The sequence below is a fragment of the Rhodococcus sp. p52 genome, assembly GCF_000763325.2.
Classification (GTDB): Bacteria; Actinomycetota; Actinomycetes; order Mycobacteriales; family Mycobacteriaceae; genus Rhodococcus; species Rhodococcus pyridinivorans.
On sequence record NZ_CP016819.1, the window covers coordinates 4,808,786 to 4,834,375 of the forward strand.

Here is a 25,590-nt window from a genome sequence, read left to right on the forward strand (position 1 = left end):
TGGGCCTGGAGTGACTCGCATGACACAGGCATCGACGGTCGCCGGAGCCGACGGCGGCGTGCGGAGCGTCGCCCGCGCGTTCGATCTGTTCAACGCATTCGACGCCGAGCACCCGATCCGGACGCTGCGCGAACTCGTCGGGATCACCGGGCTCCCCAAGTCGACGGTGGTGGACTGGCCGCTCTCGGATCGACCACCGAGATCACCGTCCGGGTCCGCCGTGCAGGCGAGATCGTGTGGGAGGGCACGGCGCTCTCCCGGATCGACACTCCCCTCGAGTGGGAATGGCTGCGCGCCGGGGGTCTGTTCGGCCACCTGCTGACCGAGCAGACGGAGCGGCAGCGCGCAACGCACCGCGATCCGGTGGGCGCGCACCGGTAGACGAGTGGATCGACGGGGCCGTCCTCCGAGGAGGACGTCCCCGTCGTCATGTCCGGTCCGCCGGAGCGACACGGGCGACGGTGTGCGCCCGCACGATCAGATGACGGAGCGGCGGGACGGAACCCTCCGCTCGACCGTTCCTTCGACCACCGTCGAGCTCGGCGCGCCGCACCCGGTACCGCTCGCGCAGCACCGCGGCGCGCAGGGCGGCGGTGACACCCGGGAAGCGACCCCGACGGCCCACCCCGACGGTGCCGAGGAGCAGGACGGCGGCCGGCAGGACTATCCAGGCGTACAGGACGGCGGCGGAGGCGATCGCCTCGGCGACGGCGTCCTCGTCGAGTGCCGCCCACACGATTCCCGCACCGACCACGACGTAGAGGGTGCCACCCAACGCCGCGGCCAGGACCGCGCCGACGTATCGGCGGAGCAACCAGCAGCGGACCGTCCACAGCACGAGGACGACGGCCGTGAACATCGTGATCGCGGACGTGACCACCACGAAGACCATGTCCGAGGAATCCAGGAAGGGCCCGGAGCCCGACTCGTCGTCGAACACCACGATCATGAGGAGCCCCGTCACCACCGTGACGACGGCCAGGACCGCGAGTTCGACGGCGAGCGCCGCGAAGGGGTGGCCGGCGACCCGCGGGTCGCCCGGTCGCAGCCTCGCCGCCGTGGCGAGCAGTTCACGTCGGCGCAGCAGCGACGCCTCCCGGCGCAGACGACGGCGGGCACCGACGCCGCGTTGGGTCGCGAGGAACAGGTCCTGACTGAGTACCACGATCACGAAGACCGCCGGGAACAGCAGCAGCGCCGCCAGATCCACGGAGTGCGGGAGACCGTCGAGCAGCGCTGCGACGAAGGTCATCGTCGCTCCGACACCGAACACCGACCCGCACAGTTCGAGGTGCTCGAGGCGCAACGCCTCGGTCGATCGGGACGAACCCTCGGCGGCGATGACCGGTCCGAGCGACCACGCGATGAGATTGAGCGCGATGACGAGGGCGGCGAGCACCCCGAGGACGGCGGCGGCCTCACCCATCGTGAGGGTGGTGAGCACGCCGCTGCGCACCGGCGTGGACCGGTCGTAGGCCAGTTCGTCGGTGCGGCGGGCGATCGCGTGGATCAGATTCGGCGCGAGCGCGACGGGCAGGTAGGCCAGCGCCGAGCCGAACATCAGCATCCATACCCGGGTCCAGAACCACCGGCGGGCGTGCGCTCCGCCGCGGGCTTCGGAGTCGGTGGCAGTGGTGGTCACGGCCGTCCTCCTCCCGAGCCCTACGGTGATGCGACTGACAGTGGTACACGAAACGGTAGCCGGTGCCGGGAGTGCTCGGGAACACGACACGGGACGCCCGATTGGGGCGTCCCGTGTACGTGCTGTCGAGAACGGAGCGGAAGATCAGGCGCGAGCCTTCTGCAGGTTCTCGTCGAGTGCTGCGAGGAACTCCTCGGTGGTCAGCCAGCCCTGCTCGGGGCCGACGAGCAGGGCGAGGTCCTTGGTCATCTGACCGGCTTCGACGGTCTTGATGACGACGTCCTCGAGCTGCTGCGCGAACTCGATGACCTCGGGGGTGTTGTCCAGCTTGCCGCGGTGCTCGAGGCCACGGGTCCAGGCGAAGATCGACGCGATCGGGTTGGTCGACGTCGGCTTGCCCTGCTGGTGCTGACGGTAGTGCCGGGTGACGGTGCCGTGTGCGGCCTCCGCCTCGACGGTCTTGCCATCCGGGGTCATCAGGACGGAGGTCATCAGCCCCAGCGAGCCGTAGCCCTGCGCGACGGTGTCGGACTGGACGTCGCCGTCGTAGTTCTTGCAGGCCCAGACGTAGCCGCCCTCCCACTTGAGGGACGATGCGACCATGTCGTCGATGAGGCGGTGCTCGTAGGTGAGACCGGCGGCGTCGAACTCCGCCTTGAACTCTTCCTCGTAGATCCGCTGGAACTCGTCCTTGAACATGCCGTCGTAGGCCTTCAGGATCGTGTTCTTGGTCGACAGGTAGACCGGGTAGTTGCGCTGCAGGCCGTACGAGAGCGAGGCGCGCGCGAAGTCCTGGATGGACTTCTTGTAGTTGTACATACCCATCACGACGCCGCCGTCCTCGGGGATCTGGCAGACCTCGTGCTGGATCGGCTCGCTGCCGTCCTCGGGCGTGAAGGTGATGGTGACGGTGCCCGGGCGGTCGACCTTGAAGTCGGTGGCGCGGTACTGATCGCCGAACGCGTGACGGCCGACGATGACGGGCTTGGTCCAGCCCGGCACCAGACGCGGCACGTTCGAGATGATGATGGGCGCGCGGAAGATGGTGCCGCCGAGGATGTTACGGATGGTGCCGTTGGGCGACCGCCACATCTTCTTCAGGCCGAACTCCTCGACACGCGCTTCGTCGGGGGTGATGGTGGCGCACTTGACGCCGACGTTGTGCTTCTTGATGGCGTTCGCCGCATCGACCGTCACCTGGTCGTCGGTGGCGTCGCGGTTCTCCACGCCGAGGTCGTAGTACTCGAGATCCACGTCCAGGTACGGGTGGATCAGCTTGTCCTTGATGAACTGCCAGATGATGCGGGTCATCTCGTCGCCGTCGAGTTCGACGACCTTACCTTCAACCTTGATCTTGGACATATGCGTTTCGTGTCCTCCTAGGACGTTTCTGTAGGTCCCCAATCGACCGCACTTTGTGGGTGCGGTCGCCGTCGGCTCGCGAGCAGCGAGCATGGCCGTGTCCACGTCCTGAACCGCGGCCAAACATGACAAGCGTACTGCTATTGCCGACGACCGCAAAGCGCCTCGTCCCACCCTCACGCCCTACCGACCGGTAACTTTCCTGCTGGTCAGGGATGTTCAGAGGGTGCATAAAGACCCTGCAACGGAGAGTCGCTAGACTGCCGGGAAAGTCATGAGTGCCAGCGTCAAGCCCCGGCTTGCTGGCCGGCAACCCTCCGACCGGGGTGGGGTGCTCCGGGTGATGACACGGTCGGTGGAACCCCACCGACAAGCCTGTTGTCGGGAGGACTGAGATGATGATGTGCTGTCGCACCCAAGTCACGATCACACCTCCCATCACCGCCGGAAGGACACGATGACCGACATCCGCAGCCGGCGCTGCCGGCCCACCGCGAGCCTCGAGGCGGTCATCTCTTGACGGCGGGCACCGAGCGGCGTCGCGTCGAACTGCCCCCGGCAGACGGACGCCTCGACACCATCGACATCGGCGATCTCGCGCTCGAGAGCGGCGAGACGCTGCCGAACGTCACCGTCGCCGTGCAGAGGTGGGGCGAACTGTCCCCCGCCCGCGACAACGTGGTGCTCGTCGAACACGCCCTCACCGGCGACTCGCACGTCACCGGCCCCGCCGGACCGGACCATCCGTCCCCCGGCTGGTGGTCGGGCATGGTCGGCCCCGGTGCTCCGATCGACACCGACCGCTGGTGCGTGGTTTCGACGAACATTCTCGGCGGGGGCCGCGGCACCACCGGCCCCGGCAGCACCGCACCCGACGGCAAGGCCTGGGGATCCCGCTTCCCGCTGATCACCGTGCGCGACCAGGTGGCGGCCGAGGTGGCGCTGCTCGACAGGCTCGGCATCGACGTCCTCGCCGCCGTGACCGGCGGATCGATGGGTGGCATGCGCACCCTCGAGTGGATCATCGCGTACCCGGAGCGGGTGCGAGCGTCGCTCGTCCTCGCCACCGGTGCCCGCGCGACCGCCGACCAGATCGGCACCCAGACCGCGCAGATGGCTGCCATCACGGCCGACCCCGACTGGCAGGGCGGCGACTACTACGGCACGGGGCGGCGTCCCGAAGCCGGACTCGCCATCGCCCGGACCATCGCGCACCTCACCTACCGGACCGAACTCGAACTCGACACGCGCTTCGGGAATCTACCCCAGGACGACGAGGACCCGTGGCGCGGCGGCCGGTACGCCGTGCAGAGCTATCTCGAGCACCAGGCGCGCAAGCTCGTCGCGCGTTTCGATCCCGGTACCTACGTGGTGTTGTCCGACGTGATGAACCGGCACGACGTCGGGCGCGGACGCGGCGGCGTCGAGGCCGCACTCGCGTCCACCCCGGTCCCGACGATCGTCGCCGGCGTCGACTCCGACCGCCTGTACCCGCTGCGCCTGCAGCAGGAGATCGCCGATCTGCTCCCGGGATCGGGCGACCTGCGTGTGCTCGTCTCCCGCGACGGACACGACGGATTCCTCACCGAGGCCGACGAGGTCGCGAAGCTCCTCGTCGAACTGATGAAGCTCGCCGAGGGCTAGTCGGTTCCCAGCGGGTCGATCGACGCGGCGAGCGCCACCACGATTCCGCCGACGACCATCATCGAGGCGACGTCGAACGCCTTGCCGCGTACCGCGAGGACACCGACCTTGTCCTCGTCGAGAGCCCAGCGGAACAGGCCGGCGAGGATGGTGGCGCCGCCGAAGACGAACGCTCCGCGTCGCCACCGATCGGCGATCACCAAGATCACCGCTGCCGCGATCACCAGGGTGACCGCGAGCAGCGGCAGGGTCAGACGCGTGAATCGCATAGCCTGAGCCATCTCGTCTCCCGGGGTCGTCGACCCGCTTATCGGGTCGCGAGCAGCTCGGCCCGCTCCACGACGTTGGTCAGCAGGAAGGCGCGGGTGAGCGGTCCGACGCCACCGGGGTTCGGGGACACGAAGCCCGCGACCTCGCGCACGTCCGCGGCGACGTCGCCGCGCAGTCCGTCCTCGGTGCGGGAGACACCCACGTCCAGCACAGCGGCGCCGGGCTTGACCATGTCCGCCGTCACCAGCCCGGGAACACCTGCGGCGGCGACGATGATGTCGGCGCGACGCACCTCTGCAGCGAGATCACGAGTGCCGGTGTGGCAGAGGGTGACCGTCGCGTTCTCCGAACGACGGGTCAGCAGCAGACCGATCGGGCGGCCGACGGTGACGCCACGACCGACCACCACCACGTGCGCGCCGGCGATCTCCACGTCGTAGCGGCGCAGCAGGTGGATGATGCCGCGCGGCGTGCAGGGCAGCGGAGCCTCCTTGCCGAGCACGAGCCGGCCGAGGTTGACCGGGTGCAATCCGTCGGCGTCCTTGCCCGGATCCATGCGCTCGAGCGCCGCGTTCTCGTCGAGATGCTTCGGCAGCGGGAGCTGGACTATGTAGCCGGTGCAGGCAGGGTCGGCGTTGAGCTCGTCGATCGCCTCGAACAGCTGTTCCTGGGTGATGTCGGCGGGCAGATCCTTGCGGATCGACGTGATGCCGACCTTCGCGCAGTCGTTGTGCTTACCGCGCACATAGGCCGCGGATCCCGGATCGTCGCCGACGAGGATCGTGCCGAGACCGGGCGTGACGCCCTTGGCCTTCAGCGCATCCACGCGGACCTTCAGGTCCTCGAAGATTTCGTCGCGGGTTGCTTTGCCGTCCAGGATCGTCGCAGTCACGTCGTTCATTCTTCCAGGCGCCCGTCCGGCGTCGAATCGCGGCCGGTACCGGAAACCGTGCGCGCGCCGGGAGGCAGGCAGTCCCGGGATAGTTCCGCGAAGGCTTCGGCGAGGTGCCGCTCGTACTGCTCGGGGTCGGGCATGCAAGAGTCCGAGGCCAGAAAGGACAAGGTGAGAACCTCGCCGAGCGAGGTCACGGAGTGGACGAGACCGTAGTTCCGGTTGAGCATCGGAGTACCGATCGCCTCGACGGCGGGACTGCCACCGAATCGGAGGCCCTCGACCGGCCCGCGCGGCACATTCGTCACGGTGGTGTTGGCCAGCGGCACCACGTCTCCCGTGGGCCCCACCCGCCCGCGGTGCGCTCTCCGGATCGTCATCGCCAGGTCGAACGCGGGCGATGCATCCACCGCCGCAACGGAGGCAGCCGACTCCGGACGCCGGATGCGCTGTTTCTCGAGAGCAGCCGACTCGTGGACTCGGCGGAGTCGCTCGCGCGGATCAGCCCGATCGAGGTGCAGGTCGACATACATGAGCGTGACCTTGTTCTCCGACTCCGCTCCCGCTCCGTCCCGGAGGGATCCCGGAACGATCGCCGCCGGTGAATCGGTGGGAATTTCCTCGTAGGACGCGAGGTAGGCGCGTAGTCCGCCCGAGACGACCGTCAGGATCACGTCGTTCACCGAGGTATCCGTGGCGCGCGCGACGGCACGCACCTCCGGCAACGGCATACGGACGACGCCGAGCTGCCAGGCGCTGCCGGCGTCGGTGTCGAAGCGGGTGCGGGGACGCTGCGGCCGGGGGGCGGTGTTCTCCCCCGATGCGGTGAGACCACCCAGTGCTCGTCGAGCGCGACGTGCTGCGACCAGAGCCGGGAGCATCCTCGCGTACCGGAAGGGCAGCGAGACCGCCGCGCGGACCGGTCCCGGCACGGCGACGATGCGTCCTCCCGCCGAAGGGGCGGCAGCCGGATCGTCGAGCAGTGCACGAGCGATCTCGACGGCTCCGAGCCCGTCGGTCACCGAGTGGTGCAGGAGCAACGCGACGATGGTGGCGCCCTCGGGAAGGTCCTCGACACCGCGGATGTCGGTCAGGACGTGCACTTCCCACGGCGGTGCGGACAGATCGAGGCAGCGTTCCTTCATCGACGCGAGCAGCCGATGCAACCCGCTGCGCGAGGTCGGTCCGATCGTCTCGTACCGGACGTGATCGTCCGGATCGACGCCGGTCTCGACCCAGTACGGGAAGTCGAGGTTCGCCGGCACGCGGTGCAGGCGTCGGGTGAGCGCCGGTGTGCGATGCAGGCGCTCCCCGATCCAGGTGACGGCGTCCCCACGTGTGCGGATGGGGTCCTCGCCTCCCCGGGCGTCGAACACGTAGAAGCTCACCATGGTCGACGGCGGAGCTTCGGGGTCGGTGTCCCCCACGAAGACGTGGAGCGCGTCCCGCGCGGCCAGTCGGATTCCGCGTCGGCGTGTCATCGTGATGGTTCTCTCCCGGGTCGCCCGCTGCTCGTGCCTCTCGATTGAACCAGTTACCGCTCGGGGCCACACCCGGTCGACGATTCGCGTACACGAGCGCGGAGCGGTGTAATTCGGCCATGGCGCACCGAGTCGGATCGACGACCGGCAGTACACGAGGCCGGGCCGTGCGTCGCGTCCTGTTCTCGTTCGCAGGCGGCCTCGGCCATCTCGCACCGATGCTCCCGATCGCCGACGTCCTGCGCGGGGCCGGCCACCGTCTCGGCGTGTGCGGGGAGGCGGACGCCCTCGCAGGCACCGAAGGCTTCGACGCACACTTCCCCGAGGGGGAGACGACATCTCCTTCCGGTCGGTCCACGGGCACGCTCGCTCCTCCCGACCTCGACCACGAGTACTCGGTGATCGGCACCCACTTCGCCGGTGTGCTCGCGGCGCGACGATTCGACCTGGTCCGCGATGTGATCGACCGCTGGCATCCGGATCTGGTGATCTGCGACGAGATGGACTTCGGTGCGATGACGGCGGCCGAGCACGCCGCCGTTCCCCGCGTGGTGGTCGCCGTCATCGCGTCCGGAGCACTCACCCGGATCGACCGCATCCGTGAGCCACTGGGACGACTACGGGCCGCCCACGACCTCCCTTCCGATCACGAGTGCTCTTTCCTGACACAGGATTTGGTCATCTCACCGTTCCCACCGTCGTTCCGTGATCCTGATGTCCCGTTGCCTCCCACAGCCGTCTCGACAGGGCCGGGCCCGTCGCTCGCATCCCGCGAACACCCTGCGATCGACTGGCTTCGAAGCGGCGAGAAGCCCCACCGCGTGTACGTCACGCTGGGTACCGTCTTCAACACCGAGTCCGGTGATCTCATCGTCCGTCTCCTCCGGGGGCTGCACCGACTACCTGCGCGCGTGCTCGTCACCGTCGGCCGGGACATCGACCCGGCCACCCTGCCGTCACCGGGCGGCAACGTCCGCATCGAGCGGTTCGTGCCCCAGTCGGCCGCGCTCCCGCACGTCGATGTCGTCGTCAACCACGGCGGATCGGGCAGCGTCATCGGTGCGCTCGCCCACGGCGTTCCGGTCGTCGCGCTTCCGATGGGTGCGGACCAGGAACTCAACGCCCGACGGCTGGTCGCGCTGCGTGCAGGGACCAGGGTCGATCCCGTCACCGCAACCTCGGCGGAGATCGGAAGGATCACCCTCGATGCGTTGTCCTCGGGCTCTCTCCGCCCCGGCGCCGAACGGTTGCGCGACGAGATCGCACGATTGCCGCTACCGGAATCCGTGCTCGCGCTGCTGGAGGATTCGATGTTCCGGTCCCGGTCGCGCTGAACCTCTCCGCTCACACGACGGAATAGCCGTTCGGCAACGCCATCCGACCGGTCAATGCCCGCAGCACGGTCGTGCCGTCGCCGAGTGCCAGAGCGATTCTCGCCGCCAACAGGGTGGACTGCTCGAGAACCTCGGCGGGAGGTTCGTAGGGAACATCCGCGGCGGCGGCGATGTCGAGACCGTGGACGGCGAGTTCGAAGGTGCGTGTCGGGAGGTAGGAATGCAGCCGGATCCCCGATCCTCCGATCACCCGGATCAGACGATCCTCCCCGGTACCGAGCCGCTCGATCACCGCAGCCGACAGGGCACCGATCGTCGCCACCGGGTCGTCACCGAGGCCGGCACCGGCACGCCGTCCACGTTCGACGATGTCCTCCGCGCCGAGGACCGAGGTCAGTTCCTCGACGTGGACGTAGTACTGCTCCGCGCTCGCGAGGTCCTCGGTGTCGGCAGGACTGTCGAGATAGGTCATGACGGTCGTCAACGAGCGTGAGGCGTGTCCGATCAGTGCTCGGAGGTCCCACTCACCCAGGCCCGGACCGTCCCAGCGGCCCTCCGGCACGGCACGGACCAGTTCCGAGAAGCTGCGCACCGCCGAGACGTACGTCGCTACCGGTGACTCCATGCATCCCCCAGCGGTCGATACGTCGAACCACGACACGAGAATGAAAACACGCGTGCCCTCGCTACGCCGAGATCGGCGCTACGCGCGTGCGGGACGCCGGCGCGCCTCTGGCAAGCTGGATCGAGTGTTCAGAGTGATGTTCCACGAGCCGCGCATTCCCCCCAACACCGGCAATGCCATACGCATGGTCGCCGCGACCGGCGCGGAGCTGCACCTGGTGGAACCCCTCGGCTTCGACCTCTCCGAACCGAAGCTGCGTCGGGCGGGACTGGACTACCACGACCTCGCGTCGGTCACCGTGCACAGCGATCTGGGGGCCGCATGGGAGGCGTTGGCCCCCGAGCGGGTGTTCGCGTTCACCGCTCACGGCACGTCGAGCTACGCGGAGATCGAGTACCGGTCCGGCGACGTGCTGCTGTTCGGGCCCGAACCGACGGGCTTGTCGCCCGAGGTACTCGCCGATCCGCACATCACCGAGCAGGTCCGCATCCCCATGCTGCCCGGCCGACGCTCGTTGAATCTGTCGAATGCCGCGGCGGTCGCCTGCTACGAGGCGTGGCGGCAGCAGGGTTTCCCCGGCGCGGTCTAGTCACCGGCGACATACCGCCCGTATCCCTTCCACCGACCGGCTGACAGGAAACCGACAGGTAAGACACAGCGTCCCCACCGGATCGACGGCAACACTCGGTACCGAACCACCGAGCGAATCGTCGAAGGAGACGTCGACATGCCCCGTATCCCCGAACCCGTTTCCACACCGGCCGGACCCATCTACGAAGGACGCCTGCTCGATCGCCCCGCCGAGGACGTCGTCGACCAGGGTGCCGGTTTCGACATCACGACCCTCGTCACCCGGCGCCGGGTGCTCGGCCTCGTCGGCGCCGGAGCGGGCGCCCTGGCACTGGCCGCCTGCTCCACCGGCACCGCGAACACGATCACCACTGCCGGAACGACCGCGCCGGTGACCCCTGCAGACGAGATACCCGAAGAAACCAACGGGCCTTACCCGGCCGACGGCACGAACGGAATCAACGTGCTCGAGGAATCGGGGATCGTCCGCAGGGACATCACCTCGAGCCTCGACGGCGGGACCACCGTCGACGGTGTCCCGCTCTCGCTCACCTTCACCGTCACCGACACGGCGAACGGTGGCGTCCCGTTCGACGGGGTGGCCGTGTACGCCTGGCAGTGCGACGCGCAGGGCCGGTACTCGATGTACTCCGAAGGCGTCGAGGACCAGACCTATCTCCGAGGGATCCAGATCGCCGATACCAACGGCAAGGCGACATTCGAGACGATCGTTCCGGGCTGTTATTCCGGCCGCTGGACCCACCTCCATTTCGAGATCTACCCCGATGCCGCCTCTGCGACCGATGCGAACAACGCGATCGCGACCTCACAGGTCGCCTTCCCACAGGACATGCTCGACGCGGTGTACCGGCTCGCTACCTATCCGGGTTCGGCCGGCAATCTGGCCCGGATCGGAAACCCCGACAACGACAACGTCTTCGGGGACGGTTACGACCTGCAGATGGGGACGTTCACCGGCGACACCGAAGCGGGTTACGTCGGGACTCTGGCCGTCGCAGTCGACACGACAACCGAGCCCGCGCTCGGTGCAGGCGGGGGTGCACCGGGAGGTCCGGACGGACCCGGGAACAACAGTGTTCCATCCGCGGGTCGGCCGCCCGCCGGCGGAGGTCCCGGCGGCGGAGGTCCCGGCGGCGCACCGACGCAAACCGGCTCCGAAGCCTCGAACTGAGCGCGCTCCGTCCGCATACATCGACCCACCACCATCGAAGGACTCCACCATGTTGCACAATCTCACGGGCTGGCACGCCCTCATCGTCCTGGCGATCCTCCTGCTCGTCTTCGGAGCTGCCAAACTTCCCGCCCTCGCCAAGGGTGTCGGACAATCTCTGCGCATCCTCAAGGACGAAATCCGTGAGGAATCCACTCCGTCCCCGCAGGACAACGCCCCCACCGCCCTCGGCGAGCACTCGACGACCACCGTCACGAGCACCCCGGTTCCCTACCGACCCGCGTCATGACGGCCCGCACCGCCACGCGCGGCACGATGCCGCTCACCGATCACCTGCGTGAGGCACGACGGCGCGGACTTCGCGCGGCGGTGGCGCTGCTGGTCGGCGTGATCGGCGGGTTCGTCTTCGCCGATCAGGTCCTCGACCTTCTGCGCGCACCCATCGAGGAGTTGGCCCGATCCCGCCAGGCGAGCCTCAACTACGACACGATCACCGGAGCGTTCGACGTCGAACTGAAGATCGCGCTGTTCTCCGGGGTCATCGTCTCCGGTCCCGTCTGGTTGTGCGAACTGTTCGCCTTCGTCACCCCCGGACTGACCCGTCGCGAGAAGAAGTACGTGATCGGGTTCTCCGCGGCAGCCGCTCCACTGTTCGCTGGGGGGTGCGCCTTCGGTTTCCTGCTCTTCCCCCGCATGGTGAGCGTGCTCACCGGCTTCTCCTCCGACCGGGACAGCACCCTTCTCAATGCTTCCTACTACGTGGACTTCGTGATGAAGATCGTGCTGGCGACCGGGATCGCATTCGTCCTGCCGGTGGTGCTGGTGATGCTGAACTGTCTCGGGGTCGTCTCCGCGCACACCCTGCGCCGCAGCTGGCGCCTCATCGTCGTGGTCATCACCCTGTTCAGTGCTCTGGTCACGCCGTCCGCGGACGTGTTGTCGATGTTCCTGGTCGCGTTACCGATGTCGGCTCTGTTCGGCGCCGCTCTCGTGATCACCCGTCTGCACGACCGGAGGGCGGCACGTCGCGCTCTCACATCGCACGATCCCGATCTCGTCAGGGAGGAATCCACACCATGTTCGGCCTGACCCTCGAAAAACTGTTCCTCGTGGTTCTTCTGGCAGGAATCGTGATCGGCCCACAACGCCTGCCCGTCTACGCCCAGCACTTCGCCGGGACAGTCCGGGCCCTACGGCATCTCATCGACAAGACCCGCAGCGACGCCGAACGCGACATGGGAATCTCGTTGCGCCGCAACGAATGGCAATCACTCGACCTGCGTCGGTACGATCCTCGTACGATCGTGAACGACGTACTGCTCGAACCTGCCGCGCACCCGCCGGCAACACCGGCCGGCACCGACGAGATGATCGATCAGGCCCGGCACGTGCGTCCCGGCCGGAAGTATCTGGTCACCGGAACCGCGGCACACCCCCGGCGGATCCTCATCGATTCGCTCCCCCACGACGATCCCCGCCGCATCGCCGCCGAGACACGCCTCCCGACACACCCACCGGACGATCCGCCGGTGCCCGAGACGGACCCGGCACCCGGATCCGTGTCGACATGAGCCTTCGGCAGGCCGAAGGTGAGCGGCCCGGTGCCACGGCGCGCGTTCGACGACGAGAGCAGTCAGGCGTCGCTCTCCACCGGACGACCCGAGCGGGCCCATCCGTCGGTGCCACCCGCGACGGACACGGCGTCGACACCGCGACCGGCGAGATACTGCGCGGCCTGCAGGCTGCGGCCACCCACGGCGCAGACGACGTAGACGGTGCCCTCGGTGGGGGTCTCGTCGATCCGCGCGACGAACTCGCTGAGCGGGATGTTCGTGACGCCGGGTACGCGCACCTGGGCGTATTCGTCGCGTTCACGCACGTCGATGACGGTCGCCCCGTCGGTGAGCGCGGATTCGAGTGCGGCCAGGTCGACCTCACGCATCGCTGTCGGTCCTCTCGGTGTCGGGCGTCCCGGTGGTTCCGGACGAACGTCCCCGTCGGGTGATGAGCCGGATGACCAGGTAGAGGACACCTGCACACACGAACAGGAACGCCACCCACGGTAGCGCGGCGCCGATACCGACCACCGCTGCCCCCAGCGCGGCCCACAGGCTGTTCCATCCTGCGACCAGCCCGTCCCAGAAACTGTCCTGTTCGGAGGGAAGGCGGTCGGTGGTGATGTCGACGGTGAGCGTGGACAGTTCGATCCGGTCGCCCAGCTGCCGTCGCTGCGCCTCGAGGCTGTCGAGTTCGGCCTGTCGTTCGGCCAGCGCGGTCTCTGCAGCGATCAGCGCCTCGACGTCGGCCGACGACTCGAGCAGTGCCCGCAGGCGGTCCACCGAGGCCCGCAACGCACCCACCCGGGCTTCGAGGTCGGTGTACTGCATCGTCACGTCGTCGCGGGTGGTGCTCAGGCTGGTGACACGGCCGAGTGTGCGGATCTCGTCGACGCCCTCGTCGAGCCGGTCGGCGGGCACCCGCACCGTGAGCACGCTGCTCGCCTCGGGTTGTTCGGTGAGCGAGTCGACGCGTCCACCGGCTTCCTCGACGACCGTCATGACCCGGCGGCCCGTCGCCACGGGATCGCCGGCATCCATCTCGAGGTAGCCGGTGACGACCTCCTTGCGGTCGGCCTCTTCGGGTTGCGACTCGCGGAGACCGCCGTCGACGATCGCCGGTGCCGAGATCGCAGGCGCGGACGCCGAGGAGCCCTCGCCTCCACCACCCTCGTCGCAGCCGGTGACGACCAGAGCGAACAGAGCCAACGAGACCGGCCACAGGCGTTTCACACTCGGCGATGTTAGCGAAAGTCGCGTGATCTGCTCGGCATTCGCAGATCCATGGCTTCGAGATGGTCGGCGAGGAGCGTGACCACGCCCTCGGCGTTCTGGAGCCGGCCGCGGACGAGCAGGGCGGGAGCCGTGTGGGCCACGGTCCGGTAGCGCGCCCACAGACCGACCGAGCACACCACGTTCACCATTCCGGTCTCGTCCTCGAGGTTGAGGAAGGTGACACCGGCGGCTGTTGCAGGTCGCTGCCGGTGTGTCACGGCCCCGCCGACGAGGATGCGCGTCCCGTCGGGGACCTGCCACAACTCCGCGGCCGGGATCACCCCGAGTTCGTCGAGCCGCTCGCGCAGAAACTGCGTCGGATAGCTGTCGGGCGAGATTCCCGTGGCCCAGACGTCGGCGGCGGCGAGTTCGAGAGCGCTCATCCCCGGCAGGGCCGGAGTCGGCACCGTCCCGATCCCGGGGAGCCGCCCGGGGCGTTGTGCCGCGGCCGGGGCCGCACCCCAGAGGGCTTCGCGGCGGGTGACGCCGAACGAGGAGAAAGCTCCTGCGGTGGCCAGCGCCTCGACCTGCGTGGTGGTGAGACCGACGCGGGCGGCGAGGTCGGCGGGCGAGGTGTACGGGCCGTGGGCACTGCGTTCGGTCACGATGCGTTCGGCGAGGTCGTCGCCGATGTGCCGCACCGTGGCCAGGCCGAGCCGGACCTCCTTCCCTTCGTTCTCGAGGGTGGCGTGCGCGAGACTCGCCGCGATGTCGGGGCCGTGGACGACCACACCATGACGGCGGGCATCGGCGACCAGCGATTGCGGCGAGTAGAAACCCATCGGCTGAGCACGCAGCAGGCCCGCACAGAACGCTGCGGGATGGTGCAGTTTGAACCATGCCGAATAGAACACCAGCGAGGCGAAGCTCTGCGAATGACTTTCGGGAAAACCGAAATTCGCGAAGGCGTAGAGCTTCTCGTAGATGCGGTCGGCGACGTCCCCCGTGATGCCGTGCAGGTCCCGCATGCCCTGATAGAGGCGTCCGCGCAGACGTTCCATCTTCTCCGTCGAGCGTTTCGATCCCATGGCGCGACGTAATCGATCGGCCTCCGCCGCGGTGAATCCCGCGGCGTCGACGGCCATCTGCATGAGTTGCTCCTGGAAGAGCGGAACGCCGAGGGTGCGTTCGAGGGCCTTCTCGAGGCAGGGATGGTCGTAGGTGACGGGTTCGAGACCGTTGCGCCGCCGGATGTAGGGGTGCACCGAACCGCCCTGGATGGGGCCGGGCCGGATGATGGCCACCTCGATGACCAGATCGTAGAAGCATCGCGGCTTCAACCGCGGCAGAGTGGCCATCTGCGCCCGCGACTCCACCTGGAAGACCCCCACCGAGTCGGCGCGGCACAACATCTCGTAGACCCCCGGCTCGGAGAGATCGAGGTGTGCGAGGTCGACTCGGACGCCTTCGTGTTCGTCGACGAGGTCGATCATGTAATGCAACGCGGAGAGCATGCCGAGGCCGAGCAGATCGAACTTCACGAGACCCGCTGCAGCACAGTCGTCCTTGTCCCACTGCAGGACGGTGCGCCCTTCCATCCGCGCCCATTCGACGGGGCACACGTCGGCGACGGCCCGGTCGCAGATCACCATTCCGCCCGAGTGGATGCCGAGATGCCGTGGGAGACCTTCGATCTGTTCGGCGAGATCGAGAACCGTCTCCGGGATCCGTTCGTCGGTCTCGACCCGCACCCCACCCCACCGGCCGATGAGCTTGCTCCACGCGTCCTGCTGTCCCTGCGAGTATCCGAGGGCACGGGCCATGTCGCGGACAGCGGAGCGACCGCGGTAGGTGATGACGTTCGCGACCTGCGCGGCATTGATCCGCCCGTACTTGCGGTAGACGTACTGGATCGCCTCCTCGCGCCGGTCGGATTCGATGTCGAGGTCGATGTCGGGTGGGCCGTCGCGTTCGGGCGACAGGAAGCGTTCGAACAGCAGCTTGTTGCCGACGGGATCGACGTTGGTGATGCCGATCGCGTAGCAGACCGCCGAGTTGGCGGCTGATCCTCTTCCCTGGCACAGGATGTCGTTTCGCTTGCAGAAGTCGACGATGTCGTGGACGACGAGGAAGTATCCCGGAAATCCCAGCCGGCCGACGACATCGAGTTCGTGTTCGATCTGCCGATAGGCGTCGGGGCGGCGCTCGACCGGACCGTAGCGGCGATGCGCCCCGTCGTAGGTGAGTTCGCGCAGCCAGGTGAACTCGGTGTGCCCGTCGGGAACATCGAAGGGCGGCAGTTTCGGGGCGACGAGACGCAGGTCGAAGGCGCATTCACGGCCGAGTTCGGCGGCACGGTGCACGACACCCGGAAAGGCCTCGAACAGCCACGCCATCTCCTCCCCCGACCGCAGGTGTCCGCCTCCGGTCGGCGGGATCCGGCCGACGGCGTCGTCGAGGCTCTGCCGGTCGGAGATCGCCGCCACGGCCATTGCCAGGCGTCGCCGACGGGGGTGCGCGAAGTGCGCTGCCGTGCTCGCGATGCACGGAATTCCGTGTCGCCCGGCAAGTTCGAAGAGGGCTGCGTTGCGTTCGTGGTCGTCGGGATATCCGTGACGGGTGAGTTCGACGGTCACGCGGTCGGCACCGAACCGGTCGACGAGATCGAGCAATGCCGCTTCGGCGGCGGGGATCCCGCCCGTGGTGAGCGCCTGTCGCAGGTGCCCCCGGCGACAACCGGTGAGGATCTGCCAGTGCCCACCGGCGGCGTCGGTGAGCGCGTCGTAGTCGTACCTCGGGTTGTTCTTCTCCCCTCCTGCGAGGTGGGCGTCGGCGATCTGCCGCGACAGGCGTCGATAACCCTCCTGACCGCGGGCGAGGACGAGCAGGTGCGCATCGTCGAGGCCCAGCTCGGCTCCGAAGACGGTGCGGATGTCGAGTTCGCGTGCGGCTTCGGCGAATCGCACCGCTCCGTACAGTCCGTCGTGGTCGGTCACCGCGAGGGCCTCGAGTCCGAGTCGTGCCGCCTCCTCGGCGAGTTCCTCCGGCGTGGAGGCACCGTCGAGGAAGCTGAACGCGGAGTGGGTGTGCAGTTCGGCGTAGGGCACGACCGGCCCCTCGGGACGTCGGACCCGCGCCTCGTACTCGGCGCGGGTGCGCGACCACGCCGGGCTGTCGCTCCCGTCGCCGGGATGTTCGGTATCGCGACGGGAAGTGCCGGGTCGTCCCGAGAGCACGCGCTCCATCTCCGACCAGGTCGGCGGACCGTTTCCCCATCCCACTCCGGCACCTCCTCGACCGGTTCAGTATCGCACATGTGTTCGAGTTCAATGCTCGAACGCGTGCAGATCTCGTCGATGCATCCAGGCATGTCGACGAGAACTGCACAATCGACTGCAACCAGGGGGTTGCACCATGGGCGATAGGGGTGCAACCCTGGAGTTGCATTCCCATCGGAGGAGACAGTCATGACCGACGAACTCGACCGCATCGAACGCGACATCACCATCGACGCCCCTGTGGACCGGGTATGGACACTCGTGGCCGAACCCGGCTGGTACATCAACGACAACGAGTGGACCGAGCACCGCATCGAACACGACGGAGATCTCACCACCGTGCAAGATCCGGTCCACGGCGCCTTCGTCTTCCGCACCGTGACCCTCGACGAACCGCACTACGCCGCCTTCCGCTGGCTCGCCGACCACACCGATCCCGACAGCCCGTCCACCCTCGTCGAGTTCCGGCTCACCGCCCTCGACACCGGCACGACCGAATTACGAGTCACGGAAAGCGGATTCGACTCCCTGCCCGGCGACGCGAGCGAACGCCGCACCCGCTTCGAGGAGAACTCCCGCGGCTGGACGGCCGAACTGGAAATCGCCAAGCACCATCTCGAGAAGGACGGAAGCGTTGCCCGACGCTGAGTTCTCCGCCGACCTGCATCCCGTTTTCGCGGCCCTGGCCGACGACACCCGATGGCGCATCCTGCAGCGACTGGGCCGATCCCCGGCGTCGGCGTCCGGGCTCGCGGCCGAGTTCACGGTCTCCCGTCAGGCCATCGCCAAGCATCTGGCGGTGCTCGAACGGTGCGGTCTCGTGACCTCCGAGCGCGCCGGACGGGAGATCCGCTTCTCCGCCGTCGGATCGCGGCTGAGCGCGGTCGGGCGTGCGATCGACGCCGTGGGGGCAGGCTGGGACCGCCGCCTGTCCGCGATCAAGAAGGCGGCCGAACGGCCTCAGTAACCCGCGTTCGGATCGACCCGGGCGATCAACTCCTCACCCGCGGCGAACCGGCGCACGTTCTCCTCGAGGGTCGGCGCGAACGTCTGCGTCAGCCGGCTGCGCGTATTGGCGATGTGCGGTGTGATCACGGCGTTGTCGAGATCCCACAGCGGATGACCGTCGGGCAACGGTTCGGGATCGGTCACGTCGAGGACCGCCCCGGCGATCGCACCGTCCCCGAGCGCCTTCACCAGCGCGTCGGTGTCGACGAGGTTGCCCCGCGCGACGTTCACAAGCCACGCCGACCCGGGCATCGCCGCGAGCGCGGCGGCGTCGACGAGATGATCGGTCTCGGCGGTCGCGGGGGCGGCGACGACGAAGTGATCGGCCATCGACCACACCTCCGACGTGCGGTCGGCCGGCAGCGTGACCTTCGCGCCGTCGACGGGACGGCCCGAACGATTGACCGCGACGACGGACGCGCCGAGGGCGTGCAGGCGCGGGATCATCGCCCGGCCGATACCGCCGCATCCGACGATGGCCACGGTCGAGCCGTGGAGGGTCCGCACCCGCGGGTCGAGAACGTCCTTGGTCCACCGCTTCGCGGCAACCGAGGCGTGGAACTGCCGCAACCCCACGAGCAGCGCTCCCACCGCGTACTCGGCCACGTTGTCGGCGTACACACCGGACGCATTCGCCCACAGCCGCCGGTCGTCGATCACGCCCGCCCGGAAGAACGGTTCGATACCCGCGTAGGTGAGCTGCACCCAGCGGACTCGGTCGGGCAGATCCGGGAACTCCTCGGCGCTGCCGTCCCACACCAGGGCATCGGCCTCGTCCAGTTCGGAGAGGGTTCCACCGCCGGAGACGATCGCGGTGGCGAGGTGTTCGTCGTGGCCCGGTCCGAGATGAATACGCATGCCGCGACCCTAACCTCGAATCCCTCGCGGAGGGATGTCGAGAATCCGGAAGCGGCTCCGTCTCCTCCACGAACGCGGCCACAATGGACCGTACCGCACGGAGGAGAACATCATGGCCAAGTACCTGCTGCTCAAGCATTACCGCGGCGCCCCGGCAGCGGTGAACGACGTACCCATGGATCAGTGGGAGCCGGACGAGGTGTCGGCCCACATCCGGTACATGCAGGATTTCGCCGCCCGTCTCGAGAGCACCGGCGAGTTCGTCGACGCGCAGGCGCTCTCCCCGGAGGGCACCTTCGTCCGTTACGACGGTGAGGGACGTCCCCCGGTCACCGACGGGCCGTTCCCGGAGACGAAGGATCTCATCGCCGGGTGGATGGTGATCGACGTCGACAGCTACGACCGGGCACTGGAGTTGGCCGCCGAACTGTCGGCCGCGCCGGGAGCCGGCGGGAAGCCGATCCACGAATGGCTCGAGGTGCGCCCGTTCATGTCCGAGCCGCCGACCGTCACGGAGTAGACGTGGACGAGGCTCTGCTGCGCACGCTCGTCCCCACCGTGATCGGCATCCTCGTCCGCCGCGGAGCGGATTTCGCAGCGGCCGAGGATGCCGTGCAGGACGCGCTCGTCGAAGCCCTGCGGGTGTGGCCGGAGGATCCGCCACGCGACCCGAAGGGCTGGCTGGTCGCGGTGGCGTGGCGCAGATTCCTCGACACCGTACGCGCCGACGCATCCCGCCGGCGCCGCGAGATCCTCGTCGACGCCGAGCCCCGGCCCGGTCCGGGCACACCGGTGGACGACACCCTCGCGTTGTACTTCCTGTGTGCCCACCCGTCGCTCACGCCCGGGTCGGCGGTCGCGCTGACCCTGCGGGCCGTCGGTGGGTTGACCACCCGGCAGATCGCGCAGGCCTATCTCGTCCCGGAAGCGACGATGGCCCAACGCATCAGCCGGGCCAAGCGCACGATCGCGGACGTCCGGCTGGATCGGCCGGGCGATGTCGCGACGGTGCTGCGGGTGCTCTATCTCGTGTTCAACGAGGGTTATTCGGGTGACGTCGACCTGGCCACCGAGGCCATCCGGCTCACGCGCCGGCTGGCAGCGGTGATCGACCACCCCGAGGTGTCGGGTCTGCTCGCGTTGATGCTGCTCCACCACGCCCGGCGAGCGGCGCGCATCCGGCCGGACGGCAGTCTCGTCCCCCTCGCCGAACAGGACCGCAGCCTGTGGGACACGCGCATGATCGCGGAGGGCGTGGAGATCCTGCAGGCCGCACTCGCCCGCGACAGGCTCGGCGAGTTCCAGGCACAGGCCGCCGTCGCCGCCCTTCACGCCGACGCACGCACTGCGGAGGAGACCGACTGGGTGCAGATCGTCGAGTGGTACGACGAGCTCCTGCGGTTCACCGACAACCCGGTGGCCCGCCTCAACCGCGCCGTCGCGGTCGGTGAGGCGGACGGACCGCAGGCCGGTCTCGCGGCGCTGGCCGAACTCGACCCCGGCTTGCCTCGGTACACGGCGGCCGCGGCATATCTCCACGAACGCGCCGGCGACACGGCCACGGCGGCCCGGCTCTACACGGAGGCCGCACACCTGGCGACCAGCGTCCCCGAGCGGGACCATCTCGTGCGGCAGGCGGCGCGCCTGCACAGCGTTTCCTGAGGGTCGCTCAGGGTTCTCCCCCACCATGAAATCCGGTGCCACGCCGGATGTGCCGAGAGTGCGGGAGAACGAGCATGGATGTCGTGAAACTCCTGGTGCGTCTGCTCGCCATACCCTTCGTGCTCTTCCTCGCGTTCGTGGCGGTCATCGGTGGCCTGGCCGTCCACGCGTGGACCACGCGCGCGATCGACACCACCGGACGCGTCGACTTCGACACCGCCCTGCGCATCCCTCCCGTCGAGTCGGGCACCGTCGACGCCGACGGCACACGCGTGTTCGACCTGACCATGCAGCGCGGCACGACCGACCTCGGGCACGGCCCCGACACCCGGACGTGGGGAGTGAACGGCAGCTATCTCGGGCCCACCCTCCGCGCCGTGCGGGGTGAGAACGTGCGCGTGAACGTCACGAACGAACTCGACGAGACGAGCACGATGCACTGGCACGGCATGCACCTGCCCGCGGCGATGGACGGCGGACCGCACCAGCCGATCGAGCCGGGAACGACATGGTCGCCGTACTGGACCGTCGATCAGCCGGCCGCGACCCTCTGGTACCACCCGCACCTGCACGGTTCCACCGCCGCGCACGTGTACCGGGGTGTCGCGGGCATGTTCCTGATCGACGAACCCGGCACGTCGCCGCTCCCCCACGACTACGGGGTCGACGACATCCCCCTCATCGTCCAGGACCGGAAGTTCGAGGGCGATCAGCTCGACGACAGCAACGCGATCTTCGCCGACGTCGGGACGCTCGGCGACGAGATCCTCGTCAACGGCACACCGCGACCGTTCCTGGACGTCGGCACCGAGACGGTCCGGCTCCGGGTGCTCAACGCGTCGAACGCGCGCGTCTACAACTTCTCGTTCGACACCGGGATGCCGTTCCTCGTCGTCGGCAGCGACGGCGGTCTGCTCGAGGAACCGCAGGCCGTCCGCAGCCTCCAGCTGTCGCCGGGTGAGCGCGCCGAGATCGTCGTCCGGCCGGAAGCAGGTTCGAGCCACGTGCTGCGCAGCACCCCACCCGAGCTGAAGGCCGGCTTCTTCCAGGACCGCTTCTCCGGTGGTGACGATCGCCTGGACGTCCTCGAACTGCGGACGGCACCCGTGCTCGGGTCGTCGGCCGCGATCCCGGAGAAGCTGACGACCCTCCCGGAGCTCGGGGAGCCGAGCAACACCCGCCGCATCGACCTGACGTCGTCGACGACCATCAACGATCGCGAGATGGACATGAGCCGGATCGACGAGGTGATCGTCGCCGGCACCACGGAACTGTGGGAGGTGACCAACGCCAGCGGCACGATCCACAACTTCCACATCCACGACGTGCAGTTCGAGATCCTCGGCATGACCGGGATGAGTCCCGACCATCCGTCCCTGGCGGGGCGCAAGGACACCGTCTTCATCCCGCCGGCGGCGACGGTGCGGCTGCTCGTTCCGTTCGGTAGCCACACCGATCCGGCGATGCCGTACATGTACCACTGTCACCTGCTCAAACACGAGGACGCCGGGATGATGGGGCAGTTCGTGGTGGTCGGCGCCGACGAGGTGCACGAGGTGACGCAGGTGGCCGGCACGGCCCACCATGCCCACGACGGCGGGTGAACCCGGTCACGTCCGGCAGGGCGGGGAATGGATCCCCGCCCACCCCTGTTGAGGAGTGTGGATCGGCGCGTCGCGTACGCCCCGGAGCCAATGAGAAACCGCCTTCGTGGAATACCGTCCGGCTGGAGCCACGTTGCGCACCGTGCCGTGAGGCATCCGGCGCGTCGGTCCACCTTCTTCCTCCCCTGATCTCGTGCCCGTTCCGGCCGAGCAGGGTAAAGCCCTCCCACTCCACGCCAGTACAGTTGCCGATCGTCACAATCGTCAGCGGAACCGGGAGTGGGCATGAGTCGCTGGGCCGAGATCGTCGTCACCAGGAGCCGATGGGTACTGGCGATCGTGCTGCTCGTCGTGCTCTTCGCCGGCGCCTGGGGCGTCGGGATCTTCGGCAAGCTGACCGGCACGGGCTACTACGACCCGAACAGCGAGGCCGTCGAGGTCGAGCAGATCATCTACGAGAACTTCGGGTCGCAGGCCGCGGACATCATCGCGCTCTACACCGCACCCGAGGGACGCACGGTCGACGACATCCGTCCCGACATCGAAAGAACCCTCGCCGAGTTCCAGGACGCCGTCCCCGCCGAGTCGATCCAGACCTACTGGACCGCTCCGCCGCCGATGAACCAACTGCTGCTGTCGACCGACCAACGCAGCGTGGCTGCCTCGATCACGCTCGGCGCGAACTCCGGGCTCACGGCCGCGAGCTTCCCCGAAGCCCTCGACCTGCTCGAGGTGCCCGGCGTGGAATCGCAGTTCGCCGGCAACACCGTGGTCGCGATCGAGTTCACCGACACCCTGGAGAGCGATCTCGTCCGGTCCGAGCTCATCGCGGTGCCCATCACGCTGGTGCTGCTGGTGTTCATCTTCGGCGGGGTGATCGCCGCCGCGGTCCCGGTCTTCGTGGGTGTGCTCGCGATCTTCTCGTCCCTCGCCACCCTGCGCCTGCTGTCGAATTTCACCGAGGTGTCGTCGTACGCGCTGAACATCACGTCGCTGATCGGTCTGGGCCTGGCGATCGACTACGGCCTGTTCATCGTCAGCCGCTACCGCGAGGAACTCGCGGCCGGTTCGGACGTCACCTCGGCGGTCAAGCGGACGATGTCCACCGCCGGTCACACCGTGATGTTCTCCGCTGCCCTGCTGATCTGCGCGTTCGCGGGCATGCTCGTCTTCCCGCAGACGGTGCTGCGGTCGCTCGGCCTCGGTGCCATGGCCGCCGTCCTCGGTGCCGCCGTCCTGTCGCTGACCGCGGTTCCCGCCCTGCTGACGATGCTCGGCCACCGCATCAACGCGTGGACCTGGGACCGTGAGACCTCCACCCGCGCCGAAGCGCGGGCACGTCGTTTCTGGGGTGGGGTCGTCCGCAAGGTCGTGCGCCGTCCCGCCCTGATCGCGGTGGTGATCACCGGCGGTCTCCTCGTACTCGCGTCGCCCCTGTTCGAAGCACGGTTCGGGGAGATCGAATACACCGCCCTGCCCGAGGACAGCCAGGCCCGCGCAGCCACCCAGACCTTGCTCGACGAGTTCCCGAGCACCGGCAACGGCGCCACGCTCGTCCTGCGTGGTGAGAACGGACAGGCCCCGGACAGCACTGCCGTGCGCACGGTGTCCACCGAGGTCGCCAAGGTCGACGGCATCTCGCAGACCGTCATCGTCGGGCAGGAGTCCGACGTGGTGGTCCTGCAAGGCCTCTACGCTCAGGGCGTGGACGGCACCGCACGGGCGAGCGAGATCACCGGCGAACTGCGCGCCCTGGACGTGCCGGACGGCACCGACCTGCTCGTCGGCGGCGGCCGGGCTCTCGTCGACGACGCCAACCAGGCCGTCTCGGATTCGCTCCCCTGGATGATCACGATCATGGTGCTCTCGACCCTGGTGCTGCTGTTCCTGGCATTCGGGTCGGTGGCACTGCCGATCAAGGCGGTGCTCATGGCGGCACTGAGTCTCGCCGCGACCTTCGGCGTGCTGACCTGGGTGTTCCAGCTGGGCCACGGTGCTTCGTGGCTGCACGTCGTTCCCGCGGCGATGGAGCCGACCTTCGTCGTCCTCATCCTCGCCGTGGTGTTCGGCCTGTCGACCGACTACGAGGTGTTCCTCATGTCGCGCATGATGGAGGCCCGCGCGGCCGGAGCGACGACGGTAGAAGCCGTCGAGTACGGCATTGCCCGCACCGGACGTGTCGTCACCGCCGCTGCACTGCTGCTGATCGTGGTCACCGGGGCCTTCACCATCTCCGGCCTGTCGATCATGCGGTTCCTCGGCGTCGGCATGATCGTCGCGCTGATCATCGACGCAACGATCGTGCGCATGCTGCTCGTGCCGTCACTGGTCAAGCTCATGGGCGAGGCCAACTGGTGGGCACCGGCGTGGATGAAGCGCGTGCACGCGAAGGTCGGACTGGGTCACTAGACCGCAGAGCGGCGGGATCACTGAACCGCAGAGCGGCCGGGTGGTCGGGGGGTCGCTACAGCGGCGTGATCGTCGTCGCGACGACGGGACGCGCCGGCTTGGCCGCGGCACCGCAGCTCGCCGGCCGGGCCGGTAGTTCCGAGGTCTCCACCCCGACCTGCCATGCCCGGCCGTCGCGATGACGCACGATCGGCTCGTCCCCGTCCTCGACCGTCACGGCGTCGATCGCGAACTCGTCGATCGCCTCGCGCACCGCGATCTCGGCGGCCTGCCCGGCCGCACCCCAGGTGCTGCGACCCCGCAGACCGGCCGCGTGGACCTTGCCCTTCCCGGCGTCGCGGACGGCGGCGAGACTGTCGTCCTCGTCGAGCCGCCCGTAGGTGTAACCGGTGGGCAGCATGATCATCGACGGCGCGAAACGGTGTCCGCCGGTGTGCGAGCACTCCCACACGTCCTGCCCGAACTCGGCGGTCAGAGCGGCCGCGATCGGGCGCCCCAGCACAGCGCAGCACCGGTCCCGCTTTCCGTGAGCGCACACCAGGGCGATCGGGTCCTGCACGGCCGTGCCGAAACCGGGGGCCGGACCTGCGACCACACGGGGGACGATGTCGAGCAGCTCCGCCGGCTCGGTGATCTCGAGCCGCTCGCACCAGGTGTTCTCCGGTTCGGTGCGGGCCAGCAGGACGGTCCGGGTCTCCCGCACCACGTCGCGGCCGGGTCTCCGGATGAACAGGATCCGCACGTCCGCGACCTTCGCCCGGGCGGACAATTCGTCCGACAACTCGGCGCCGAGGGCGGTGCCGTCGAGCACGTCGCGGCCCCAGCCCGTCGGCACCTCGAGGCACACGTAGCCGGGCGCGGTGGCCGCCGTACCGGGCAGCGGCTCGTCGAGTGCGGACAGTGCGGAACAGGTGGGGGCGGAGATGGTGGTCACGCGGACATTGTGGCCCGGACACCCTCGTGACGGCCCAGCACCCCGCAGTGACCG

Annotated in this window: 25 protein-coding genes, 1 pseudogene and 1 riboswitch; of the genes and pseudogenes, 15 read left to right on the forward strand and 11 right to left on the reverse strand. The window is 68.5% G+C overall.

What is annotated here, in order from left to right; all coding sequences use genetic code 11:
• Positions 1-19: 19 nt before the first annotated feature.
• Together IM25_RS26160 and IM25_RS25710 are read left to right on the forward strand one after the other, a co-directional pair.
• Positions 20-121, forward strand: a pseudogene (locus IM25_RS26160) (IclR family transcriptional regulator); the annotation flags it as partial.
• 113 nt (positions 122-234) lie between these two features.
• Positions 235-381 carry a hypothetical protein gene (locus IM25_RS25710; protein ID WP_174556231.1) on the forward strand — a complete coding sequence of 49 codons (147 nt, stop codon included), beginning with the start codon at positions 235-237 and terminating at the stop codon, positions 379-381.
• Between the two features lie 46 nt (positions 382-427).
• Here the strand turns inward: IM25_RS25710 and IM25_RS22360 are convergent, their stop codons facing one another.
• A complete protein-coding gene (locus tag IM25_RS22360) occupies positions 428-1,642 on the reverse strand; it encodes a hypothetical protein (protein ID WP_033097066.1) in 1,215 nt (404 codons plus the stop codon).
• 144 nt (positions 1,643-1,786) lie between these two features.
• Entirely contained in the window at positions 1,787-3,004 is a 1,218-nt protein-coding gene (locus IM25_RS22365) for an NADP-dependent isocitrate dehydrogenase (RefSeq protein WP_006550117.1), read from the reverse strand.
• Between the two features lie 270 nt (positions 3,005-3,274).
• Positions 3,275-3,386, forward strand: a riboswitch (SAM riboswitch).
• Positions 3,387-3,520: 134 nt separating this feature from the next.
• Here IM25_RS22365 and metX point away from each other — a divergent pair.
• Positions 3,521-4,648 (forward strand): homoserine O-acetyltransferase MetX, encoded by a 1,128-nt coding sequence (gene metX, locus IM25_RS22370; protein WP_065996431.1) that lies wholly within the window; start codon positions 3,521-3,523, stop codon positions 4,646-4,648.
• Here metX and IM25_RS22375 read toward each other — a convergent pair.
• From IM25_RS22375 to IM25_RS22385, 3 genes are read right to left on the reverse strand one after another with little or no spacing between them, the layout of a single operon-like run.
• Positions 4,645-4,929 carry a DUF3017 domain-containing protein gene (locus IM25_RS22375; RefSeq protein WP_065996432.1) on the reverse strand — a complete coding sequence of 95 codons (285 nt, stop codon included), beginning with the start codon at positions 4,927-4,929 and terminating at the stop codon, positions 4,645-4,647. The two genes, metX and IM25_RS22375, sit on opposite strands and share 4 nt — an antisense overlap.
• A 26-nt stretch (positions 4,930-4,955) precedes the next feature.
• The gene (locus tag IM25_RS22380) at positions 4,956-5,810 is read right to left on the reverse strand and encodes a bifunctional methylenetetrahydrofolate dehydrogenase/methenyltetrahydrofolate cyclohydrolase (RefSeq protein WP_006550113.1); all 855 of its coding nucleotides are present in this window, start codon (positions 5,808-5,810) and stop codon (positions 4,956-4,958) included.
• Positions 5,811-5,815: 5 nt separating this feature from the next.
• Positions 5,816-7,291 carry a wax ester/triacylglycerol synthase domain-containing protein gene (locus IM25_RS22385; protein WP_033097064.1) on the reverse strand — a complete coding sequence of 492 codons (1,476 nt, stop codon included), beginning with the start codon at positions 7,289-7,291 and terminating at the stop codon, positions 5,816-5,818.
• A 119-nt stretch (positions 7,292-7,410) separates the two neighbouring features.
• Between IM25_RS22385 and IM25_RS22390 the strand changes: the two genes are divergently transcribed.
• On the forward strand, positions 7,411-8,625 hold the full coding sequence (locus tag IM25_RS22390) for a glycosyltransferase (RefSeq protein WP_052040024.1): 1,215 nt from the start codon (positions 7,411-7,413) through the stop codon (positions 8,623-8,625).
• Between the two features lie 10 nt (positions 8,626-8,635).
• On the opposite strand, the gene IM25_RS22395 is transcribed toward IM25_RS22390, so the two are convergent.
• On the reverse strand, positions 8,636-9,250 hold the full coding sequence (locus IM25_RS22395) for a maleylpyruvate isomerase N-terminal domain-containing protein (RefSeq protein ID WP_033097062.1): 615 nt from the start codon (positions 9,248-9,250) through the stop codon (positions 8,636-8,638).
• Positions 9,251-9,374: 124 nt separating this feature from the next.
• On the opposite strand from IM25_RS22395, the gene IM25_RS22400 reads away from it, so the two are divergent.
• The 5 genes from IM25_RS22400 (at position 9,375) to IM25_RS22420 (ending at position 12,583) form a co-directional block, all read left to right on the forward strand.
• Complete coding sequence (locus IM25_RS22400) at positions 9,375-9,839, forward strand: tRNA (cytidine(34)-2'-O)-methyltransferase (protein ID WP_006550110.1); 465 nt, start codon at positions 9,375-9,377, stop codon at positions 9,837-9,839.
• A gap of 138 nt (positions 9,840-9,977) precedes the next feature.
• The gene (locus tag IM25_RS22405; protein ID WP_033097061.1) at positions 9,978-11,012 is read left to right on the forward strand and encodes an intradiol ring-cleavage dioxygenase; all 1,035 of its coding nucleotides are present in this window, start codon (positions 9,978-9,980) and stop codon (positions 11,010-11,012) included.
• A gap of 49 nt (positions 11,013-11,061) precedes the next feature.
• Complete coding sequence (locus IM25_RS22410; RefSeq protein ID WP_006550108.1) at positions 11,062-11,301, forward strand: twin-arginine translocase TatA/TatE family subunit; 240 nt, start codon at positions 11,062-11,064, stop codon at positions 11,299-11,301.
• On the forward strand, positions 11,298-12,101 hold the full coding sequence (gene tatC / locus IM25_RS22415) for a twin-arginine translocase subunit TatC (RefSeq protein ID WP_006550107.1): 804 nt from the start codon (positions 11,298-11,300) through the stop codon (positions 12,099-12,101). Before IM25_RS22410 ends, tatC begins: the two co-directional genes overlap by 4 nt.
• Entirely contained in the window at positions 12,089-12,583 is a 495-nt protein-coding gene (locus tag IM25_RS22420; protein WP_006550106.1) for a hypothetical protein, read from the forward strand. The genes tatC and IM25_RS22420 overlap by 13 nt, the downstream gene beginning before the upstream one ends.
• 62 nt (positions 12,584-12,645) lie before the next feature.
• Here IM25_RS22420 and IM25_RS22425 read toward each other — a convergent pair whose 3' ends face one another.
• The 3 genes from IM25_RS22425 to IM25_RS22435 are packed head-to-tail and all read right to left on the reverse strand — an operon-like array spanning position 12,646 to position 17,064.
• Entirely contained in the window at positions 12,646-12,954 is a 309-nt protein-coding gene (locus tag IM25_RS22425; RefSeq protein ID WP_065996433.1) for a rhodanese-like domain-containing protein, read from the reverse strand.
• Positions 12,947-13,801, reverse strand: a complete 855-nt coding sequence (locus tag IM25_RS22430; protein WP_065996434.1) for a DUF4349 domain-containing protein — start codon at positions 13,799-13,801, stop codon at positions 12,947-12,949. Before IM25_RS22430 ends, IM25_RS22425 begins: the two co-directional genes overlap by 8 nt.
• Before the next feature lie 11 nt (positions 13,802-13,812).
• Positions 13,813-17,064, reverse strand: coding sequence for an error-prone DNA polymerase (locus tag IM25_RS22435; RefSeq protein ID WP_033097059.1), 3,252 nt, complete (start codon positions 17,062-17,064; stop codon positions 13,813-13,815).
• Between the two features lie 186 nt (positions 17,065-17,250).
• Here IM25_RS22435 and IM25_RS22440 point away from each other — a divergent pair, with 186 nt between their 5' ends.
• Positions 17,251-17,709 carry an SRPBCC domain-containing protein gene (locus tag IM25_RS22440; RefSeq protein ID WP_033097058.1) on the forward strand — a complete coding sequence of 153 codons (459 nt, stop codon included), beginning with the start codon at positions 17,251-17,253 and terminating at the stop codon, positions 17,707-17,709.
• Positions 17,696-18,028: an ArsR/SmtB family transcription factor gene (locus IM25_RS22445; RefSeq protein WP_006550100.1), complete on the forward strand. Its 333-nt coding sequence runs from the start codon at positions 17,696-17,698 to the stop codon at positions 18,026-18,028. The genes IM25_RS22440 and IM25_RS22445 overlap by 14 nt, the downstream gene beginning before the upstream one ends.
• Here the strand turns inward: IM25_RS22445 and IM25_RS22450 are convergent.
• A complete protein-coding gene (locus tag IM25_RS22450; protein WP_006550098.1) occupies positions 18,022-18,927 on the reverse strand; it encodes a D-isomer specific 2-hydroxyacid dehydrogenase family protein in 906 nt (301 codons plus the stop codon). The two genes, IM25_RS22445 and IM25_RS22450, sit on opposite strands and share 7 nt — an antisense overlap.
• Before the next feature lie 112 nt (positions 18,928-19,039).
• On the opposite strand from IM25_RS22450, the gene IM25_RS22455 reads away from it, so the two are divergent.
• The 4 genes from IM25_RS22455 to IM25_RS22470 all read left to right on the forward strand — a co-directional run bounded on the left by IM25_RS22455 (position 19,040) and on the right by IM25_RS22470 (position 24,602).
• Positions 19,040-19,447: a YciI family protein gene (locus IM25_RS22455; protein WP_006550097.1), complete on the forward strand. Its 408-nt coding sequence runs from the start codon at positions 19,040-19,042 to the stop codon at positions 19,445-19,447.
• 2 nt (positions 19,448-19,449) lie between these two features.
• The gene (locus IM25_RS22460) at positions 19,450-20,589 is read left to right on the forward strand and encodes an RNA polymerase sigma factor (protein ID WP_006550096.1); all 1,140 of its coding nucleotides are present in this window, start codon (positions 19,450-19,452) and stop codon (positions 20,587-20,589) included.
• Between the two features lie 74 nt (positions 20,590-20,663).
• Positions 20,664-22,193 carry a multicopper oxidase family protein gene (locus IM25_RS22465; protein ID WP_006550095.1) on the forward strand — a complete coding sequence of 510 codons (1,530 nt, stop codon included), beginning with the start codon at positions 20,664-20,666 and terminating at the stop codon, positions 22,191-22,193.
• Between the two features lie 285 nt (positions 22,194-22,478).
• Positions 22,479-24,602, forward strand: a complete 2,124-nt coding sequence (locus IM25_RS22470) for an MMPL family transporter (RefSeq protein WP_006550094.1) — start codon at positions 22,479-22,481, stop codon at positions 24,600-24,602.
• Positions 24,603-24,657: 55 nt separating this feature from the next.
• On the opposite strand, the gene IM25_RS22475 is transcribed toward IM25_RS22470, so the two are convergent.
• Positions 24,658-25,536, reverse strand: coding sequence for a sucrase ferredoxin (locus IM25_RS22475; RefSeq protein WP_019288567.1), 879 nt, complete (start codon positions 25,534-25,536; stop codon positions 24,658-24,660).
• Between the last annotated feature and the right edge of the window lie 54 nt (positions 25,537-25,590).

Coding starts and splice junctions, on each gene's coding strand:
- IM25_RS22385 (WP_033097064.1), bottom strand. CDS start 7,291: ATGACACGCCGACGCGGAATCCGACTGGCCGCGCGGGACGCGCTCCAC.
- IM25_RS22465 (WP_006550095.1), top strand. CDS start 20,664: ATGGATGTCGTGAAACTCCTGGTGCGTCTGCTCGCCATACCCTTCGTG.
- IM25_RS22440 (WP_033097058.1), top strand. CDS start 17,251: ATGACCGACGAACTCGACCGCATCGAACGCGACATCACCATCGACGCC.
- IM25_RS22450 (WP_006550098.1), bottom strand. CDS start 18,927: ATGCGTATTCATCTCGGACCGGGCCACGACGAACACCTCGCCACCGCG.
- IM25_RS22405 (WP_033097061.1), top strand. CDS start 9,978: ATGCCCCGTATCCCCGAACCCGTTTCCACACCGGCCGGACCCATCTAC.
- IM25_RS22410 (WP_006550108.1), top strand. CDS start 11,062: ATGTTGCACAATCTCACGGGCTGGCACGCCCTCATCGTCCTGGCGATC.
- IM25_RS22390 (WP_052040024.1), top strand. CDS start 7,411: ATGGCGCACCGAGTCGGATCGACGACCGGCAGTACACGAGGCCGGGCC.
- IM25_RS22365 (WP_006550117.1), bottom strand. CDS start 3,004: ATGTCCAAGATCAAGGTTGAAGGTAAGGTCGTCGAACTCGACGGCGAC.
- IM25_RS22420 (WP_006550106.1), top strand. CDS start 12,089: ATGTTCGGCCTGACCCTCGAAAAACTGTTCCTCGTGGTTCTTCTGGCA.
- IM25_RS22395 (WP_033097062.1), bottom strand. CDS start 9,250: ATGGAGTCACCGGTAGCGACGTACGTCTCGGCGGTGCGCAGCTTCTCG.
- IM25_RS22455 (WP_006550097.1), top strand. CDS start 19,040: ATGGCCAAGTACCTGCTGCTCAAGCATTACCGCGGCGCCCCGGCAGCG.
- tatC (WP_006550107.1), top strand. CDS start 11,298: ATGACGGCCCGCACCGCCACGCGCGGCACGATGCCGCTCACCGATCAC.
- IM25_RS22375 (WP_065996432.1), bottom strand. CDS start 4,929: ATGGCTCAGGCTATGCGATTCACGCGTCTGACCCTGCCGCTGCTCGCG.
- IM25_RS22425 (WP_065996433.1), bottom strand. CDS start 12,954: ATGCGTGAGGTCGACCTGGCCGCACTCGAATCCGCGCTCACCGACGGG.
- IM25_RS22470 (WP_006550094.1), top strand. CDS start 22,479: ATGAGTCGCTGGGCCGAGATCGTCGTCACCAGGAGCCGATGGGTACTG.